We start from the raw sequence: 18,442 nt of genomic DNA, 5'->3' as shown, positions 1-18,442 counted from the left end.
GTAAAAATACTCACCCAACAAACAAATGATGAATTTGACACCCTCTCTTAATGTACGAAAATAATCGTACAACGACTATCTTTTAATTTTCGGGAACACCCTTATGAGCTACTTATATGCCCTGTATTTTGCTAATTATACACTTATTTCTGCCACGGTCCATAAGTCGTACAAAAACAGCCATGGGCTGGTCCATGGCTGTTTTTATATGTTTACAATTAATTATATAATTACCTCAGCTTGCTAAAAAGGTCGTCCCATTTTTTCTCAAGCGCAACAAATTTATCCCTGTCCGCACCTTTAGCGTCTTCAATCTTGTAAGAGTAATATTCTGCAAGATTACCTGCAATAGCACGATAGCTGCGTTTTTGGTTAGCATTAAGATTTGGGATTTTGGCAAACAACTCAGCTGCTTTTTCGTAATTTATACGGGCTTGTTCATAAGCAGATCCATATGCTTTTTTGGCTTCTGTAAACTTACTTTTATCTTCTGCAGTTGCTTTTGCTCCCTTTTTGGTGACGCCTGTTTCAGCCTCTACCATAGCATCTCTCAGTTTTCCTGATTTCAAAAGATAGTGATCGCCCAACAGCAGATAGGGCTGCATTTCTTCAGGCTTCAGACTTGATGCCTTATTTAAAGATGCTAACATTTTTGCTTCCAGCTCTTCAGCATTGGCCGGAAGTACTGCTCCTTCTTTCCTTGAATCTAAAGTATCGTAAATAATCTCAGCTAATGTGATGTTACTTTTATAATCATCAGGGTTTGAAGCAATAAGTTTTTCGAGGCTGGCAATTCTTTCATTAAAATCAGAGCTTCCACCTACAGCAAAATCAAGCATTGAGTAAGTAAAAAACTCGCTTTGAGGGAATAATTCTTTTCCCAAAGCTTTATACTTTTCAAAATTGGCATTATCGCTCTTGGTAGCATAATATCTTACCAGGCCCTGGTAAACATTTTCGTAAGACGATTCATTGTATGTTTTGATCTTAGCATCTGACAAACGGGTATAATATTTTAATGCTTCTTCCGGGTGCTTCGTATTTTCCGCAAGCAACCCTGCATAATAAACTGCGGCAGTATCCATCTGCTTATTCATGATCTTTTTAGCTATCAATAGCTCCGAATAATCCACTGTTTGCTTGAAGTTTTCATAAGCGGCGTCATAACTTTTATCGTTGATATCAGCAATACCCGCATTAAAATAAGCGGCATACAGGTTAAAGGGTGTATTTCGATATAGCGGATCGTCCAATAATTTCATTTCGGCATCCATTTCCTTATACTTTTTCAAGGCGGCATCGGCTTCAGTTCTGTTCTGCTTAGCTTCTGCAGCCTTGCTGCTATCCACAGCCAGGTTAGAAAAAACTGCTGCTTTTAAGAGGTAGCCTTCAGGCTTATTGAAAAATTTTTCATTGGCAGAGTTTTTATCATACATTTCTTTTGCTTTTGCAATCTGCCCAATGGTCAATGCTGTTTTAATGTCATCGTATTTTTGCGCAAATGCTGCTGCAGTAGAAAAAACTGCAATGCCTGCGAGTAAAATAACCTTTTTCATGTGTATTTTTTTTACTTGTTTTTTAATCTCCGAATTGTAAACTATGCTTCAGGAGTTTCCTGAGCCCCGTTTTCTGATATATCAGATTCTGAAGCATCTCCTGAAGTTGCATCTGCCTCGTTTTGTATTTCAATGTTATCTTCAACCGCTTCCTGCTCATCCATTTTTGTAATAGCCGCAATTTCATCTCCTTCATCTACCCTGATCAGCTTAACCCCCTGTGTAGCACGGCCTAATTCACTGATACCGCTAACCGACATTCTGATGGTAATACCGCTTTTACAGGTTATCATAAGGTCATGTTTTTCTGTAACATCCAGTAAACCTACCAATTTGCCGGTTTTATCGGTTACGCTTATGGTTTTTACACCTTTACCTCCCCTGTTCGTGAAACGATATTCATCAACAGCCGTACGTTTACCGTACCCTTTTTCGCTAACTACTAAAACCGTTGAAGCTGTTTCAGCATTTTTGTTTACACAAATCATGCCTATGACTTCATCGTTCTCATCATCCACCTCAATGCCGGTAACACCAATTGCACCCCTCCCGGTAGCCCTTACCTTATCTTCAGAAAAGCGGATAGCACGGCCGCTGGCAATGGCCATCATTATTTCCGAATCACCGTTTGTGAGTTTAGCTTCCAGCAACTGATCTCCTTCAATAATAGTAATAGCATTTACGCCTGTCTGTCTTGGCCTGCTGAAATCGCTCAGGCTTGTTTTCTTAATAATCCCTTTTTTCGTACAAAGTAAAATATTGTGCGATTTTACAAAATCCTCATCTTTCAGGTCCTTAATATCAATGATCGCACGGATTTTATCATCCGGCGGTAGCTGCATCAGGTTTTGAATAGCACGTCCCTTGCCTGTTTTTTCGCCTTCCGGAATTTCATAAACATTTAGCCAGTAGCATCTTCCTTTTTCTGTAAAAAACAACAGGGTATGGTGCGTAGAAGCTACAAACAGGTGCTCGATATAATCTTCTTCCCGCGTTTTGCCTCCTCTTACGCCCCGGCCTCCTCTGCGTTGTGCACGGTATTCATCAGCGGAGGTTCTTTTAATATATCCTAAATGAGAAATGGTAATGACAACGTCTTCTTCCTTAATTAAATCTTTAATGCTTACCTCATCATTCAGGTAAGTGATCTCCGTTCTGCGTTCATCGCCAAATTTTTGTTTGATCTCTAAAAGCTCCGTTTTAATGATATCGAAGCGAATGCCGGCATTAGCAAGAATTTCTTTAAGGTGTGCGATAAGCTTCATTAACTGGTCATATTCTTCTTTGATCTTCTCGCGCTCCATTCCGGTTAACCGCTGCAGGCGCAGCTCCAGTATGGCTTTTGCCTGAATTTCATCAAGCCCCCAGCCGGCATTGATCAGATTATCTTTTGCAATTTCAGGAGTGGCAGAACTACGGATCAACCGTATCACTTCGTCAAGGTGATCCAAAGCGATCAGGTAGCCCTGCAAAATATGAGCTCTTTTTTCAGCTTCCTTCAGCTCAAATTGAGTACGCCTTACCACTACTTCATGTCTGAACTCAACAAATTCGGCGATCATATCCTTCAGGTTCAGCACTCGGGGTCTTCCCTTTACAATGGCCACATTATTGATGCCAAAGGATGTTTGCAAATCTGTATGCTTATACAGCATATTGATTACAACATTGGCAATGGCATCACGCTTCAGATCGAGTACAATGCGGGTGCCATCTTTATTGGATTCGTTATTCACGTGAACAATACCATCAATAACCTTATTGTTCACCAGTTCGCCTATACGGTTGGTTAAGGTATCGCGGTTCACCTGGTAAGGCACTTCGGTAATTACCACCTGTTCTCGCCCACTGGGTTTGGTATCTACCTGTACCCGTCCTCTTATTACCACCCTTCCGCGTCCTGTGTGCATTCCCGCTTTAATTCCTTCCATACCGTAAATGATACCGCCTGTAGGGAAATCGGGCGCTTTCACATGCTGCATCAACTCATCCACGCTTATTTCGTTGTTCTCGATATATGCAACGCAGCCATCAATTGCCTCGCTCAGGTTATGAGGCATGATGCTGGTAGCCATACCTACAGCAATTCCGCTTGAGCCATTCACCAGCAATTGGGGAATACGTGTGGGCAGTATGGTAGGCTCTTTTTCAGAATCATCAAAATTGAGTTGAAAATCTACTGTATCTTTTTCAATATCGTCCAGCATATGCTCGGCAAGCTTTTGCAGCCTTACCTCGGTATAACGCATAGCAGCCGGTCCGTCACCATCCTGGTTACCAAAATTACCCTGGCCATCTACCATCCTGTAACGCATACTCCACTCCTGTGCCATACGCACCATGGCATCATATACCGAGCTATCGCCATGGGGATGGTACTTACCTAATACTTCTCCTACCACACGTGCAGATTTTTTATAGGGCTTGTTGGCATTTAAGCCCAGCTCATTCATGGCATATAATATCCTGCGGTGAACAGGTTTCAAACCATCCCGTACATCGGGTAAGGCACGTCCTACAATCACACTCATTGAATAATCAATGTAGGCCGTTTTCATTTGCTCTTCTATGTTAACGGGAATAATCCTGTTATTATCCTGCGTTTCCTGTGGCTCCTGCTTATCTTCCATCTAACTATATATTCTTAAAATTTTAAAGTAAAATATGGCTCTTACAATGTCCGCAAATTTAATCTTTTTGTTGCTTAAAAAACTGATATAAATCACTGATTTTTCACCAGATTATACACTTCTGCCTTTATTTGACATAAAACAACAAAGGCAGGCCGTAAACGCTTTTGACCTGGATATATTTTCTTTCTGAAAGTGTTCTCAATTAAGAAGAATATCCATGAAAAACCTTTATATATCCTATGGTTACTGCTGCTTTACAAGCCGGACCATATAAAAAGCCGCTTCCGGACAGGAAACGGCTTTTACAATGATAAGTTGGGCTAATTATTTTAACTTAAATGCTTTTTTTACCTTAGCTACATGGTCTAGCTTTTCCCATGTAAACAATTCTACTTTTTTGCTGACCTTTTTTCCATCAGGAGAAATAAAAGTTTTTTCAATGGTTCGGTTCTCGCGGCCCATGTGGCCGTAGGCAGCTGTTTCGCTATAAATAGGATTGCGCAGTTTTAACCGCTGTTCAATAAAATACGGGCGCATATCGAAGATACTTTCTATCACTTTGCTGATCTCACCATCAGTAAGACTTACCTTGGCGGTGCCGTAAGTATTAACATTGATGCTCGTAGGTTTAGCCACACCAATAGCATAAGAAACCTGCACCAGTACCTCGTCGCACAATCCTGCAGCTACCAGATTTTTGGCAATATGCCTTGTAGCATATGCTGCGCTTCTGTCTACCTTGCTGGGATCTTTGCCGCTAAAAGCGCCACCACCATGCGCACCTTTGCCTCCATAACTGTCAACAATAATTTTACGGCCTGTTAAGCCGGTATCTCCATGAGGCCCGCCAATTACAAATTTACCGGTGGGGTTAATGTGATATTTGATCTTGTCGTTGAACAGGTGTTTATACTGCGGGTATTTTTTGATTACACGCGGGATCAGTATCTTTTTCATATCCTCACTGATCTTCGCCAGCATTTTTGCTTCCGTATCAAACTCATCATGCTGGGTAGAAATAACGATCGCATCTATCCTTACCGGCTTGTTATTGTCATTATACTCTAAGGTTACCTGGCTTTTAGAGTCGGGACGCAGGTATTTTATCTGTTTATTTTCTCTTCTTAATTCAGCCAGTTCTATTAATAAAGTATGGGCAAGGTCTAAGGCCAGCGGCATATAGTTAGCCGTTTCATTAGTCGCGTAACCAAACATCATACCCTGGTCGCCGGCACCCTGTTCTTCTTTCTTTTTTCTGTCAACCCCCTGGTTAATATCCGATGATTGTTCATGAATGGCAGACAATACGCCGCAGGAGTTGGCTTCGAACATATACTCACTTTTGGTATAGCCTATCCTGCTGATCACTTTCCGGGCAATATCCTGCACGTCTAAATAGGCCCTGGATTTTACCTCTCCGGCCAGGACTACCTGACCGGTTGTAACCAGTGTTTCGCAGGCCACTTTCGACTGAGGATCAAAAGCCAGGAAATGATCAATTAACGCATCAGATATCTGGTCAGCCACTTTATCAGGGTGCCCTTCAGAAACACTTTCAGAAGTAAATAAGTAAGGCATTTAAGTATATGTTTATAAGTCTATAAAAATAATCGGGTGCAAATATAGCAACTGCACCCGTTTAAATAAAATTTATAATGCTCGTGATTACAGCTTAGAGTAAACTATCCGCAATTTCATTTTTTGTGTAGGATGGTTACCACCACCAAAGCGAATGCGTCCGATTCCCGGTACGCCACCGGTACTTGTTGGTATCGTTACTTTAATATCATCGGTGGCAGCCGGATCTCCCAAAGGAAGTCTTACTGCAGTTGGGGCATATAGCCGCATGAGGTAAGCCGTTTGATGGTGCGAAACGATTTGCTGGGCATACCTTGTCAAATTAAACCTTAGCTGCCTTACCCGGTTATCCGACGCGTCCTTTTTGTAGTAAAAAGGTTGCAACAGCGTTTTAGTTGAATAAAAAGCCTCCAGCCCGTTCAATGCATAGCCCCCGGAAGTTGAAGACAGGCTAAAAAGATTTGGTACCAGTTTATACTTAGCCGCCGATGAATCGTAAACATCAAGAAATATATTGGGCCAGGGATAGAATATGGAATCGGAAACATCGTATATGCTTTCCATCTGAAGCTCGGCCAGGTGCACCACACAGTTGGGTAAAGCACCCAATTTGGGAATTTTGATATGGGTATAGGTTCCCGGGTTGTTCTGGATGTATACCACAGGATCTGGTACCTGATCGCCCGAACCGGTTAATACTTGGGTACCGCTATAATCTCTTTTAATATAATTTGCATTTGCATTTGCGTAGCTGCTGGACCCTAAAAAAGAATAGGTTACTACAGAAGTATCCATATCAGTAGGTGTGGTAGCATTATCGTAGCGATAATACAGTTCCAGTCGAGTGTTAGAGGAAGTAAGATCTATGCCCATCAAAGCGTTTCCTCCACCTACAGACTCAATCGCGAAACCTTTGAACTTTGTTGCAAATACCGAATCGTAATTGCGGATACCTGTTGAGTCGTAGCTTAACAACCGTTGTCCGAAACTATTACTTAATTTTATCCGTATCTGGTTAGCAACAGGTGTAGTGTCGCCATAATTAGGATAGTTAATGAGCACGGAAGAATCTTTAAGAGAAGCCGGTACGATTGTGGCAGTGCCGAGTACGCCTGTAGTGGGAAATAATTTGTTGAGCTGGTAGGCAGTAACAGAATCTGCTTTAAATTCGGCTGAGGGATCAATTTCAGATACCCTGATCGTCTGAGGAGCTAAAGTATCGCCGTAATTGACCGAGCGATAGGTGCCACGATCTAATACCAATACTACAGAATCGAGGTACAGAGAACCGGGAACATTCTTAAAACGATATCCTCCCGAAGACAGCTGAAAAAATATCCGCGCATCGGTTTTCCCAAAAATGGGATCGCTATTAATAAGTCCTAAAATATGCATGTAATTATAACGCATTTTAAAGGAATCGGTTACGGGGTCAAATAACCCGTTATACGTTTCTACCTCCAGCGTGGTGTCGAACGTATGGATGTTATCCACAGGCGGGATCAGATCCTGTCCTAATTCTGTTGGAAGATTTATTTTGTTACAGGAGATAAGAACCGCGGTAACAGCAAAGCATATTACTAATGCCGGAAGAAAAAATTTTTTCACTCGCAAATATTTGAAACTAAATCAGGGTCTATTGAATTATTCTGCAAGATCGTTATACAGTTGTAAATACTCTGTTAAATCAGAATCTTCTTTAAACTGAAGCGTTTTTTTACCCCGAACCTTGGTAAACTCGGCCAGCAGTTTTTTATCCACATTCGATGCGCCAAAAGTGATCGCATCAGCATAAGCCGCACCTCCTCTCATGAGGGCCACATTAGAGCCTTCTTTGAAAGGTTCCAGATCTTTTTCTTTGATAGAAGGATGTATCAGCGCCTTGGATATAAAGCCCTTGCCCAGCTTTTCCTTAAACGTGGTTTCTCCTATAGTAAATACGATCTTGCTATGTGCAAAAACAGGCTCCTTTTTATAAACTGTTTTCAGGTAAGCAGGTATTAAACCAGTCATCCAGCCACTACAGTGGATCACATCAGGGCTCCACCCAAATTTTTTGACTGTCTCCAAAGCCCCTTTGCAATAGAATACCGTTCTCAGATCATTATCTGCAAACCATTTCTCCTCTTCGTCGTGAAAAAGGGTTTTTCTTTTAAACAGCTCTTCATTTTCCAGGAAATACACCTGCAGGCGTGCACTGGGTAAAGATGCCACTTTAATCTGCAGCGGCATGTCGTCATTATCAACGGCTACATTAATACCAGAAAGCCTTACTACTTCGTGAAGCCTGTGTCTGCGCTCATTAATCACCCCGAAACGCGGCATAATACAACGCACCTCAAATCCGTTGTCATTAGCTTTTATAGCGAGTTTATTAACAATCTCAGAAAATTCAGTCAACTCTAAATACGGGGACATTTCATTGGCAATAAATAAAATTCTTTTCTTTGTTGACATGCTTTAGCAATTTTTAAAGTTTGCAAAGTTAATCATTTATAGCCAAACGGCCTTATAAAACAAGATATATTATAAAATAATTTAATGAAAATATTTCAAAAAATTGCAGATGTGCAGGCTTTTATCGGCCGGAAAAAAGAGGAAGGGCTGTCAATAGGTTTTGTACCTACCATGGGCGCGTTACATGAGGGACATTTAACGCTGCTGTCGGAATGTAAAAGGGAGTGTGACCTAGCAGTAGTAAGCATTTTCGTAAATCCTACACAGTTCAATAATAAAAAAGATCTTGAAAAATATCCGCGTACCATTGCCACAGATATCCAGGTATTAACAGACCGTGGTTGTGATGTGCTTTTTCACCCGGAAGTAAGCGAAATGTACCCTTCCGAAGAAATAACAAGATTTTATGATTTGGGCATGCTTGAAAAAGTATTTGAAGGCGTTTCGCGGCCGGGACATTTTCAGGGAGTTTGCCAGGTGGTGGATAAACTTTTTACTGTTATAAAGCCGCACGAGGCCTTTTTTGGGCAGAAAGATTACCAGCAATGTATGGTTATAAAAAAACTGGCAGACCTGACGCCGGCTTTCGCTTCTATCCATATAAACATCGTACCTACTGTTCGTGCTGAAAACGGGCTGGCAATGAGCAGCCGCAATATGCTTTTGCCCGATGCAGAAAAGGAAAACGCTGCAATCATTTACCGCTCGTTATTAACTATAAAAGAAAAGCTTCGGCCAGGACCTGTAAACCTGTTAGCTGAAGAAGCAGTAAGGCTCCTGGAACTAAAGGGTCTTAAAACTGATTATGTAGGTATAGCAGATGCCCATACCCTGCAGCCCGTTGAGGAATGGGATGGTAAAAAGCCGCTTGTGGCCTTAATTGCAGCTTTTACAGGCAATGTAAGGCTGATAGATAACCTCATAATAGCTTAACCCGGGCTCAGCTCTTATCGCATACCATATAGCAGGATGTACAATAATACCGTTCTGAATTATGCCGGGACCTGGAAATATAGTCTGGATAGGTCTCTTTAATTTTGAAATTCTGCGATTTGCCTCGGTAGCGTAGTTGGAAAGCTGCTTTATTTAAAATACTTTTGCAATCCTAAAATAATGTACAATATGAGCACAGTAAAATTAAAAAGGGTAAACGGCGACTATGGCTTTGATACAATAAACGAAAACGGGACTGTGGTTAAAACGGACACGAATACGCAAATGGGCGGACAAGAATACGGTGCGCGCCCGATGCAGCTTTTACTGAACGCCCTTGCAGCCTGCTCCAGCATTGATGTGATCAGCATTTTGAAAAAACAGCGGCAGGATATTAAAGACTATGAAGTTACGGTGAATGGGGAACGGGAGCCGGGTGTAGAGCCCTCACTCTGGAAAGATATAGAAATGATTTTTGAAATAACCGGGAATGTGGATGAGGATAAAGCAAAGCGTGCTATAGAAATTTCACTGAACAAATACTGCTCGGTAGCCATTACTTTGGTAAAAGCCGGAGCTAATATTAAAACCCGGGTAATAGTACATAAGGAAGGTTAAAAAAATACGATATTTTAAATGCATGACCCCTTAAAATTAACCGGTAACCATCAGGCATCGGTAAGCATATTTCTATAAACTACACCGATGAACCAGCAATCCTAAATCACGCATCAAACATTACACATTGAGTACAGAAAGAAAATTACACCCCTCTACTATAGCTATACGTACACAAACGCAACGCACCACCCAAATGGAGCATTCCACTCCTTTGTTTTTAACCAGCAGCTTTGCATTTGAAACGGCAGAAACCATGCGGGCCGCTTTTGCAGATGAAACAGATGATAATATTTACAGCCGGTACAGTAACCCTACCGTTGATGAATTTGCCCATAAAATGGCCCTGCTCGAAAAATGCGAGGCCGGTTTTGCTGTGGCAAGCGGTATGGCTGCCGTGTTTAACTCGTTCATGGCATTGTTAAAAACCGGTGATCATTTATTGTGCTGCCGCTCTATGTTTGGGGGCACCAACACCGTGGTAACAAAATTCCTGGGAAGGTTTGGTATTGAATATTCTTTGGTTGATGCTGCCGATATTGACAACTGGAGCAATTTTGTAAAGCCCAATACAAAGATGCTTTATCTTGAAACGCCTACCAACCCGCAGTTAGAACTGATCGACCTTGAAAAAGCAGGTGCCATCGCTAAAAAGCATCGACTCATTTTTAATGTTGATAATTGCTTCGCTACTCCTTTTTTACAAACTCCGGCTGATTTTGGTGCCGACCTGGTAATTCACTCTGCTACCAAGTGGATCGATGGGCAGGGGCGTGTGCTGGGTGGTGTTGTAACAGGCAGGAAAGACCTGATTGACCAGATTTATTTGTTTTGCCGCAACTCTGGCCCTACGCTTTCAGCGTTTAATGCCTGGGTGCTGACTAAAAGCCTAGAAACGCTGGAGGTAAGAATACTCCGCCATTCAGAAAATGCAATGAAAGTAGCCTCATCACTCGAAAAAAATAGAACTATTGAGTGGGTAAAATATCCTTTTCTTCCTTCCCACCCTCAGCACGGGATTGCCAAAAAGCAAATGAGTGCCGGCGGTGGTATTGTATGTTTTGAGATCAAGGGAGGGGTTGAAGCTGGCCGAAAGTTTATGGATGCCCTGGAACTGCTGTCGCTAACGCCTAACCTGGGCGATTCCCGCAGTATCGCATCGCACCCGGCAAGCACTACGCATTCGAAGCTAAGTGAGGAAGAACGTGCCAAAGTAGGTATCACGCCGGGGCTCATTCGTATTTCTGTTGGTTTGGAACACCCGGATGATGTGATTTATGATATTGAGCAGGCGCTTAATAAAGCGGGGTAAAGATTTCCTGTAATTCCTGTTTTACCATCCGCTTGCCAGTACATCAGCAAGGTGCAGGGTTTTTATTTTATAGCCCTTTCCGTCAATATATCCTTGCAGGTGCATCAAACAGGAAAGATCTGTGGCAATAATATAATCCGCATCAGTCTCAATAGCGTGTTCTACCTTTTGCTCACCCATTCCTGCCGAGATACCCGGGAATTTTACAGCAAACGTACCGCCAAAACCACAGCAGGTTTCTACATCATTCATTTCTACCATATGCAGCCCTTTTACATGAGCCAGCAATTGCCTGGGCCCCTGCTTTATTTTACACTCTCTTAAAGCGGCACAGCTGTCATGGTAAGTAGCTATTGCGTTCAGCTCGGCTCCGCAATCTTCTACCTTTAACACATTCAGTAAAAATTCGGAGAACTCGTAGGTTTTAGCTCCAAGAGCTTTCACTTCGTTATGGAGAGAAGAATTATCAAACAGCTTTTGATAATAGTTTCTTACAAAGCCCACACAGCTGGCGCTGGGAGCTACAATATATTCAGCTCCTTTGAAATCGCTGACAAATTTGTTGCATACCGATTTAGACTCCTCCCAAAAGCCTGCATTAAATGCCGGCTGCCCGCAACAGGTTTGCTCCGGGTTGTAGGCAACGTGACAGCCAAATTTTTCCAGTATCTTAACCATGTTAAATCCTGTCTCGGGATATAACTGGTCTACAAAACAAGGTATGAAAATATGAACGTTGTACATTCTTTATGTTAACAGATGATAGATAACGGCTGATCGGCTTGTTATACCAGGTATTTGTATCTAAATCCAATCAGCCAATCATTTTTAATGCTGTTATAGCAGCTTCTTCGCCTTTATGACCATGCCGGCCACCGATCCTTTCCATAGCCTGCTCCCCGGTATTTACAGTCAGCACACCAAAAATAGTAGGAACAGGAAGCATGAGGTTCAGCTGCAATACACCATCGGCCACCATTTTGCACACATAATCGAAATGCGGCGTATCACCCTGTATCACACAGCCCAGGGTTATATAAGCGTGTGGCTCATCCAGCAATTGTTTTGACCGGTTCCAGTGCCTGTTCACCGCAAAAGGGATTTCCACACAACCCGGCACTATCAATGTTTCTACCCTGGCATTGTTTTGCTGTAATATGCGCAGGCAACCTGCTTCCAATTCATCTACGACACCTGCGTTCCATTCTGTTTTTATCAAAACAATAAAGGCATCCTGTTTAAAGATGCCTGTATTGGTATTCAATAAGTTACTGTTACCAGTTGATGCCATTATTAATTTACGTTGTAAACCCCCAGTTGTGCCAGGTATTTATCAGCTTCAAAGCCCTGTTGTGTGCGGGGATATTTTTCTTTTAATTCTTTGTACAACCCGATAGCTTCATCATTATTGTTTAATACATGCTGCGCCAGGAAAGCGCCACGGAACAGGGCTTCTGATGAGGCCTGCTGGTCCGATTCAAAATGATGCGCCGCTTTTTTGTAGTAGTCCAGGGCCTTAGCGCCTTTACCTAAATCACCATAGGCATCGCCCAGCAACAGATAAGCGCGCTGCTGGATCTGCTTGGAGTCGGTGCTGAAATCTTCCAGGTACTCTACTGCCTTATCATTCTGATTCAGTTTGATGTAGCAAATCCCTGCATAATACTTTGCCAGGTTGCCTGCAGGTGTACTGCCATAGCTGTCCGCTATCTTAATAAAGCCGGGATTAACCCCATCGCCATTTAAAGCCAGACGAATAGAATCCATGCGGTAATATTCTTCAGCTTTAAAACTTTTATCCAAAGCCTCTGCTTTTTTAGGCCCCTTTATAAATTGGTTATATGCCAAATAGCCGCCTATAGCCACTATTAGAACCCCTAAAAAAAGAACGATATTTTTGCCATTCTTATTCCAGACGTGCCGGATCTTATCTACTGCTTCGCTAGACTCAGGATGCTCATGTGCACCCTGTTTTTTAATATTCTCTGCCATTTTATTTTAAATCGGAAATTTATACTATTTAATCAACGATAAATGGATAGTTCTGATCCATATATACATCCTTCAATACTTCATCATCATCGGGGAACGGACTTTCTTCTGCAAATTTTACAGAGGCCACCACCACCTCTTCGCAGCGTGCTTCTATTTCTTTTAAAACCGCTTCTGTTGCGAATTTATTGTCAAGGATCTTATTTCTCAGCACAACGATCGGATCTTTCGACTTGTATTCTTCTACCTCATCTTTGGTTCGGTATTTTTGAGGATCGCTGATTGAGTGACCTTTGTAACGATAAGTTTTAATTTCCAGCAAAGTTGGACCGCCTTTTTCACGGGCATGCTTAACGGCTTCAGCAACCGCATCGTGAACAGACTCCGGATCCATACCATCTACTACTTTAGAAGGCATATCATAAGCATATCCCAATTTATAAATGTCTGTAACGTTGGAAGTACGCTCTACCGAGGTGCCCATTGCGTAATTATTATTTTCGCAAATATAAATTACTGGCAGCTTCCAAAGCATGGCCAGGTTAAAGCTTTCATGCAAAATGCCCTGTCTTGCGGCGCCATCGCCAAAAAAGCAAAGCACCACGTTATCTGTATTGTTATAGTTTTCTGCAAAAGCCAGGCCTGTGCCGGTACCAATCTGGGCGCCTACAATACCATGTCCGCCATAGAAATTTTCTTTTTTACCAAAGAAGTGCATGCTTCCTCCCTTACCTTTTGCACAACCTGTAGCTTTACCATACAGCTCGGCCATACAGCTGTCTACCGACATTCCCTTTGCGATAGCCAAGCCATGATCACGATAGGCAGTAATGAACTTATCTTCCGCTTTGGTTGCCGTCATACAGCCAGCTGCAATAGCTTCCTGTCCCACATACGCATGAAAGAACCCGCGGATTTTACCTTCCATTTTATACTTTTCTTCTGCCATAAGTTCAAACTGGCGGATCAATTGCATTAACTCATACCAGTACAAATATGTTTCTTTAGAAAATTTTGTTGCCACCTGCTAACATTTTGTCCGAAGGACCCCTTCGGGGAGCACAAAAGTAAGGGATTTGAAGCAGAAAAATTCACGCGCGGAGGGTTGAAAAATTTAGAGACCGCATAAAAGTTGGCTGATAACCAGGTTTAAAAACGGAAAGCATAACAGTTGGTATGCAAAGCGTTTAAATTCTTGCCAAAACTACCGGAAGGCTGCGCCTAAAATGCTAATGACCGAACCACTTATATTGTGTGATAAAAGATAATAATTACTTAAAACGATTCCTGAGAGTTGATTAAAAATGCACACCTATATTTATCGGATATTTTCTTTATATTCAAATGTTAAATCTGATGATATTGAAATTAATTCCAAGAGATATAAGCTGGCTGTCGTTTAACGAGCGCGTGTTACAGGAAGCCGCAGATAAAACCGTGCCTTTGAGAGAAAGGGTGAAGTTCCTGGGTATTTTTTCCAATAACCGCGATGAGTTTTTCAGGGTTCGCGTAGCTTCCCTGAAAAGAATGCTGCAAATAGAAACCAAAATGAGAATGCACTCCGAAAAAAATCCGCAAAAGATACTGGACGAAGTGCAGCGGCTGAATGCCGAACACCAGGTGGCTTTTGAACGAATATGGTCTGAGGTGCTGGCCGAGCTGAATAAGAACAATATCTTTCTTAAAACAGATAAACAGCTTAATGCAGAGCAAAAGAAGTTTATACTTGATTTTTTCGATAATGAAATAAGCGCCAATATTGTACCATTGATGGTGGAGAACATCAAAAAGTTTCCCAACCTGAGGGATAAATCCATTTTCCTGGGTGTTGTTATGTCAAAATCTACCGACAGGTCAGCCCGCAAGTATGCCATTATTGAAGTACCCGTAACTGCCCTGGGCAGTCGTTTTATTGTATTGCCATCTAAAGAAGGTACGCACGATATTATGTTGCTGGAAGATGCCATTAAATTCAACCTTCCGGATATTTTCAGCTTTATGGGCTATGATGAGTTCCAGGCCAATGTATTTAAGTTTACAAGAGATGCTGAACTGGATATTGATAACTCCGATACTGCTACTATTATACAAAAGCTTGAAAAGGGTTTAAAAAACAGGAAGAAAGGAAAACCTATACGGCTGGCTTATGATGAAAATATAGATCCCGGTTTTTTGGAATACCTGCTGGCACGCCTGGGATTGTCGAAAAAAGATAATATTACTCCCGGAGGCAGCATCCACAATTTCAGGCATTTTATGGATTTTCCTTCGCAGGTGTTTACGGGCAGGCCCAAACGCCGGCAACCTTTCCTGCATCCCCTGCTGAAAGACCAACGCATTAGCGATGTGCTCATGAAGCAAGATGTGATGCTTCATTTTCCTTACCACAGCTTTACACCGGTTATTGATATGATCCGCGAAGCGGCATTTGACCCGGATGTTATTTCTATAAAAATTGCCTGTTATCGCCTGGCATCGCAATCAAAAATCATCAATGCCTTGGTAAATGCAGTACGAAATGGTAAAACTGTTACTGTAATGATGGAGCTGAAAGCCCGCTTTGATGAGGAAGCTAACCTGCAATGGCAGCAGGTGCTGATAGATGGAGGCGCCAGGGTATTAACGGGTATCCAGGACATGAAGGTCCATTCCAAGATCTGTGTTATCAAAAAACGGGTTAAAGGTAAAGTGATCCATTACGGCTTTGTAAGTACGGGAAACGTGAACGAAAAAACTGCCAGGATCTATGGCGATCACAGCCTGCTTACATCTAACAGGTTTATTATGGCCGATGTGAACCGTATTTTCAACTTCCTGGAGAAGCCCGAGACCGGGCAGCATTATCTCGAGAAATGCCGTACACTCATCCCCAGTCCTCATTACCTGAGAACAGAATTGAATAGGCTGATCGATAACGAGATAAATGCGGCACGCAAAGCATATCATGCAGAAATTACCCTGAAAATGAATTCGCTGGCAGACGCCAAGCTAATTGAAAAGCTGACGGATGCAGCAAAAGCCGGCGTAATAATTAAGTTAATAGTAAGAGGTATTTTTTGTATGCATACAGAAAACAAAAAGTTCAGGCAACCGGTTAAAGCGATCAGCATTATTGACGAATACCTGGAGCATGCAAGAGTATGGGTATTTCACAATCGCGGCGATGAAAAAGTATTTATATCTTCCGCTGATTGGATGATACGGAACATTGAGCACAGGGTGGAAGCTACCTGCCCTGTTAAAAACGAGGTTTTCAAAAAAGAATTGATCGATATACTGAACATACAGCTTAAAGACAATACCAAAGCCAGGATATTAAATAATAAGCTGGATAATAAGTATGTAAAGAGAAAGAATAATAAAATAGTAAGATCACAGGAGGAGATTTATAATTATCTTGCTGGCAAAACGTACTAATTTTGGTACCATAACAGTTTCTATTCCTGTATTGATGCGTGCTGATGCGCACCACGTGTTAGCCGCCCTTATTCGTGAGTACACAAATCATTGAAATGTTATGCGCCTTAATTTTTTGTGTTAGCAAAAGAAATACTAAAATTGTAGCATGAAACTCGCAGCCATTGATATAGGGAGCAACGCAGCAAGATTATTAATTACAGATGTGTTTCTGGATAAAAAAAAGCAACCGGAATTTATTAAATCTAACCTGGTGAGGGTACCTCTGAGATTAGGTTTTGATGTATTTGAAACGGGGGAAATTTCTGCAGAAAGGGCCGACCGCCTGGTAGAGACCATGAAAGCATACCGCAACCTGCTTGCTGCTTATAATGTAAAACATCTCAAAGCCTGCGCCACTTCTGCTATGCGCGATGCCACGAACTCCCAGGATCTTCTTAAACGTGTAAAAAAAGAAACAGGAATAGAAATAGAGATCATATCCGGCGATCGAGAAGCCTCTATGATATATGAAACCCATATAGCTGAAGGCCTCGAAAAAGATATCCTGTATTTATATATTGATGTGGGTGGAGGAAGCACAGAGCTGACTTTTTTTCTGAATAGCAAAGTGGTTTTTAAACAATCTTTTAATATCGGCACCATCAGGCTTTTAAAGCAGCAGGTAAAAGAAGCGCAGTGGGAAGAAATGAAGGAAGTTATTAAAGCACAGGTTAAAGGGGCAAAAAAAGTAATGACCATTGGCAGTGGCGGTAACATCAATAAAGTTTTTTCTTTATCCAAAAGAAAAGAAGGCAAGCCCCTGCCCGTAGATTTGCTGCGCGATTATTATAAAGAAATGAGCAGCCTTAGCTTGCAGGAACGGATGAGTCTTTATAAAATGCGCGAAGACCGGGCGGATGTGATTGTTCCGGCCCTTTTGATTTATGTGAATGTACTGAAATGGGCAGGAGCCGATGAAATATTAGTTCCTAAAATAGGATTGGCAGATGGCCTGATCCATGCTTTATATGATGAGCTGGTGAGTGGACTGTAAACAAACAGTTGCAGACTAAAAAACAAATTTCAAAATAAAAAAGTGTCAGTAAATAAAGAAGTAAAACGCGTAACTACCAACACGCTGATGATGATGAAGCAGGCAGGGGAAAAAATTGCTATGCTTACCGCTTACGATTATTCCTTTGCAAAAATAATTGACGGCGCCGGTATTGATGTAATACTGGTGGGCGATTCGGCCTCTAATGTAATGGCAGGCTATGAAACAACCCTGCCTATTACGCTCGACCATATGATCTATCACGCCTCATCAGTGATACGAGCCATTCACAGGTGCCTGGTAGTAGTAGACCTCCCATTCGGCACCTATCAGTCTAACTCCGAAATAGCGCTGGCATCGGCTATCCGCATTATGAAAGAAACCGGTGCGCATGCCATTAAGCTGGAGGGAGGTGAAGAAGTGGTGGAATCTATCAGGAAAATTGTTTCGGCAGGTATCCCGGTAATGGGACATCTGGGTTTAACGCCTCAATCCATTTATAAATTCGGCACTTATGCTGTTCGCGCCAAGGAAGAGGCCGAAGCGGCCAGGCTGAAAGCAGATGCCCGGCTTTTGCAGGAGGCCGGGTGCTTTGCAATGGTGCTTGAAAAAATACCTGCGCTGCTGGCAAAAGAAGTTACTGAAAGTGTGCACATTCCTGTAATTGGAATTGGCGCCGGTCAATATTGCGATGGCCAGGTGTTGGTAATGCATGATATGCTGGGCATTAATACTGAATTTAAGCCAAAATTCTTAAGGCAGTACCTGAACATTTTTGAGCAGGCATCCGAAGCAGTAAAAAGCTATATTAATGATGTAAAAAGCGCTGATTTCCCCAACGATACGGAGCAGTATTAGCTAAAGCTCCGGTTGCAAGGCAAGCCGACTTAGGGCCTATGGTATTGCACAT

The 18,442-nt window shown here is 42.1% G+C and carries 15 protein-coding genes; 6 read left to right on the top strand and 9 right to left on the bottom strand.

Going from position 1 to position 18,442, the window contains the following annotated elements; genetic code table 11:
* Window positions 1–230: 230 nt before the first annotated feature.
* From ACYVBM_RS15395 to ACYVBM_RS15375, 5 genes are all read right to left on the bottom strand, one after another.
* Window positions 231–1,556: a hypothetical protein gene (locus tag ACYVBM_RS15395; RefSeq protein ID WP_460686576.1), complete on the bottom strand. Its 1,326-nt coding sequence runs from the start codon at window positions 1,554–1,556 to the stop codon at window positions 231–233.
* 41 nt (window positions 1,557–1,597) lie between these two features.
* Window positions 1,598–4,186 (bottom strand): DNA gyrase subunit A, encoded by a 2,589-nt coding sequence (gyrA, locus tag ACYVBM_RS15390; RefSeq protein WP_460686575.1) that lies wholly within the window; start codon window positions 4,184–4,186, stop codon window positions 1,598–1,600.
* 327 nt (window positions 4,187–4,513) lie between these two features.
* The gene (gene metK, locus ACYVBM_RS15385) at window positions 4,514–5,767 is read right to left on the bottom strand and encodes a methionine adenosyltransferase (protein ID WP_460686574.1); all 1,254 of its coding nucleotides are present in this window, start codon (window positions 5,765–5,767) and stop codon (window positions 4,514–4,516) included.
* 87 nt (window positions 5,768–5,854) lie between these two features.
* Window positions 5,855–7,375 carry a DUF4270 family protein gene (locus tag ACYVBM_RS15380; RefSeq protein WP_460686573.1) on the bottom strand — a complete coding sequence of 507 codons (1,521 nt, stop codon included), beginning with the start codon at window positions 7,373–7,375 and terminating at the stop codon, window positions 5,855–5,857.
* Between the two features lie 36 nt (window positions 7,376–7,411).
* Window positions 7,412–8,224, bottom strand: a complete 813-nt coding sequence (locus ACYVBM_RS15375) for a glycogen/starch synthase (RefSeq protein WP_460686572.1) — start codon at window positions 8,222–8,224, stop codon at window positions 7,412–7,414.
* A gap of 84 nt (window positions 8,225–8,308) precedes the next feature.
* On the opposite strand from ACYVBM_RS15375, the gene panC reads away from it, so the two are divergent.
* The 3 genes from panC (at window position 8,309) to ACYVBM_RS15360 (ending at window position 11,087) form a co-directional block, all read left to right on the top strand.
* Window positions 8,309–9,157, top strand: a complete 849-nt coding sequence (gene panC, locus ACYVBM_RS15370) for a pantoate--beta-alanine ligase (protein ID WP_460686571.1) — start codon at window positions 8,309–8,311, stop codon at window positions 9,155–9,157.
* A 189-nt stretch (window positions 9,158–9,346) separates the two neighbouring features.
* Window positions 9,347–9,775, top strand: a complete 429-nt coding sequence (locus ACYVBM_RS15365; RefSeq protein WP_460686570.1) for an OsmC family protein — start codon at window positions 9,347–9,349, stop codon at window positions 9,773–9,775.
* A gap of 127 nt (window positions 9,776–9,902) precedes the next feature.
* Window positions 9,903–11,087 (top strand): trans-sulfuration enzyme family protein, encoded by a 1,185-nt coding sequence (locus tag ACYVBM_RS15360; RefSeq protein WP_460686569.1) that lies wholly within the window; start codon window positions 9,903–9,905, stop codon window positions 11,085–11,087.
* 21 nt (window positions 11,088–11,108) lie between these two features.
* Here the strand turns inward: ACYVBM_RS15360 and ACYVBM_RS15355 are convergent, their stop codons facing one another.
* The 4 genes from ACYVBM_RS15355 to pdhA form a co-directional block, all read right to left on the bottom strand.
* Window positions 11,109–11,831 carry a (Fe-S)-binding protein gene (locus ACYVBM_RS15355; RefSeq protein WP_460686568.1) on the bottom strand — a complete coding sequence of 241 codons (723 nt, stop codon included), beginning with the start codon at window positions 11,829–11,831 and terminating at the stop codon, window positions 11,109–11,111.
* Between the two features lie 70 nt (window positions 11,832–11,901).
* Entirely contained in the window at window positions 11,902–12,378 is a 477-nt protein-coding gene (ribH, locus tag ACYVBM_RS15350; RefSeq protein WP_460686567.1) for a 6,7-dimethyl-8-ribityllumazine synthase, read from the bottom strand.
* A gap of 2 nt (window positions 12,379–12,380) precedes the next feature.
* Window positions 12,381–13,079, bottom strand: a complete 699-nt coding sequence (locus ACYVBM_RS15345; RefSeq protein WP_460686566.1) for a tetratricopeptide repeat protein — start codon at window positions 13,077–13,079, stop codon at window positions 12,381–12,383.
* Window positions 13,080–13,107: 28 nt separating this feature from the next.
* Window positions 13,108–14,103, bottom strand: a complete 996-nt coding sequence (gene pdhA / locus ACYVBM_RS15340) for a pyruvate dehydrogenase (acetyl-transferring) E1 component subunit alpha (RefSeq protein WP_460686565.1) — start codon at window positions 14,101–14,103, stop codon at window positions 13,108–13,110.
* 332 nt (window positions 14,104–14,435) lie between these two features.
* Between pdhA and ppk1 the strand changes: the two genes are divergently transcribed.
* From ppk1 to panB, 3 genes are all read left to right on the top strand, one after another.
* Complete coding sequence (gene ppk1, locus ACYVBM_RS15335) at window positions 14,436–16,496, top strand: polyphosphate kinase 1 (RefSeq protein WP_460686564.1); 2,061 nt, start codon at window positions 14,436–14,438, stop codon at window positions 16,494–16,496.
* A 148-nt stretch (window positions 16,497–16,644) separates the two neighbouring features.
* Complete coding sequence (locus ACYVBM_RS15330) at window positions 16,645–17,532, top strand: Ppx/GppA phosphatase family protein (protein ID WP_460686563.1); 888 nt, start codon at window positions 16,645–16,647, stop codon at window positions 17,530–17,532.
* Between the two features lie 42 nt (window positions 17,533–17,574).
* Window positions 17,575–18,390 (top strand): 3-methyl-2-oxobutanoate hydroxymethyltransferase, encoded by an 816-nt coding sequence (gene panB, locus ACYVBM_RS15325; RefSeq protein WP_460686562.1) that lies wholly within the window; start codon window positions 17,575–17,577, stop codon window positions 18,388–18,390.
* Window positions 18,391–18,442 lie beyond the last annotated feature (52 nt).

It is taken from the genome of Niabella aquatica (genome assembly GCF_054779315.1).
The sequence above is the reverse complement of the archived record's forward strand: the minus strand, read 5'-3'. Positions and strand labels throughout refer to the sequence as shown.

Excerpts from the sequence above, each read along its gene's own strand:
- ppk1 (WP_460686564.1), top strand. The coding sequence starts at position 14,436 with ATGATATTGAAATTAATTCCAAGAGATATAAGCTGGCTGTCGTTTAAC.
- ACYVBM_RS15355 (WP_460686568.1), bottom strand. The coding sequence starts at position 11,831 with ATGTACAACGTTCATATTTTCATACCTTGTTTTGTAGACCAGTTATAT.
- gyrA (WP_460686575.1), bottom strand. The coding sequence starts at position 4,186 with ATGGAAGATAAGCAGGAGCCACAGGAAACGCAGGATAATAACAGGATT.
- ribH (WP_460686567.1), bottom strand. The coding sequence starts at position 12,378 with ATGGCATCAACTGGTAACAGTAACTTATTGAATACCAATACAGGCATC.
- ACYVBM_RS15375 (WP_460686572.1), bottom strand. The coding sequence starts at position 8,224 with ATGTCAACAAAGAAAAGAATTTTATTTATTGCCAATGAAATGTCCCCG.
- ACYVBM_RS15330 (WP_460686563.1), top strand. The coding sequence starts at position 16,645 with ATGAAACTCGCAGCCATTGATATAGGGAGCAACGCAGCAAGATTATTA.
- ACYVBM_RS15365 (WP_460686570.1), top strand. The coding sequence starts at position 9,347 with ATGAGCACAGTAAAATTAAAAAGGGTAAACGGCGACTATGGCTTTGAT.
- ACYVBM_RS15395 (WP_460686576.1), bottom strand. The coding sequence starts at position 1,556 with ATGAAAAAGGTTATTTTACTCGCAGGCATTGCAGTTTTTTCTACTGCA.
- panC (WP_460686571.1), top strand. The coding sequence starts at position 8,309 with ATGAAAATATTTCAAAAAATTGCAGATGTGCAGGCTTTTATCGGCCGG.
- metK (WP_460686574.1), bottom strand. The coding sequence starts at position 5,767 with ATGCCTTACTTATTTACTTCTGAAAGTGTTTCTGAAGGGCACCCTGAT.
- ACYVBM_RS15345 (WP_460686566.1), bottom strand. The coding sequence starts at position 13,079 with ATGGCAGAGAATATTAAAAAACAGGGTGCACATGAGCATCCTGAGTCT.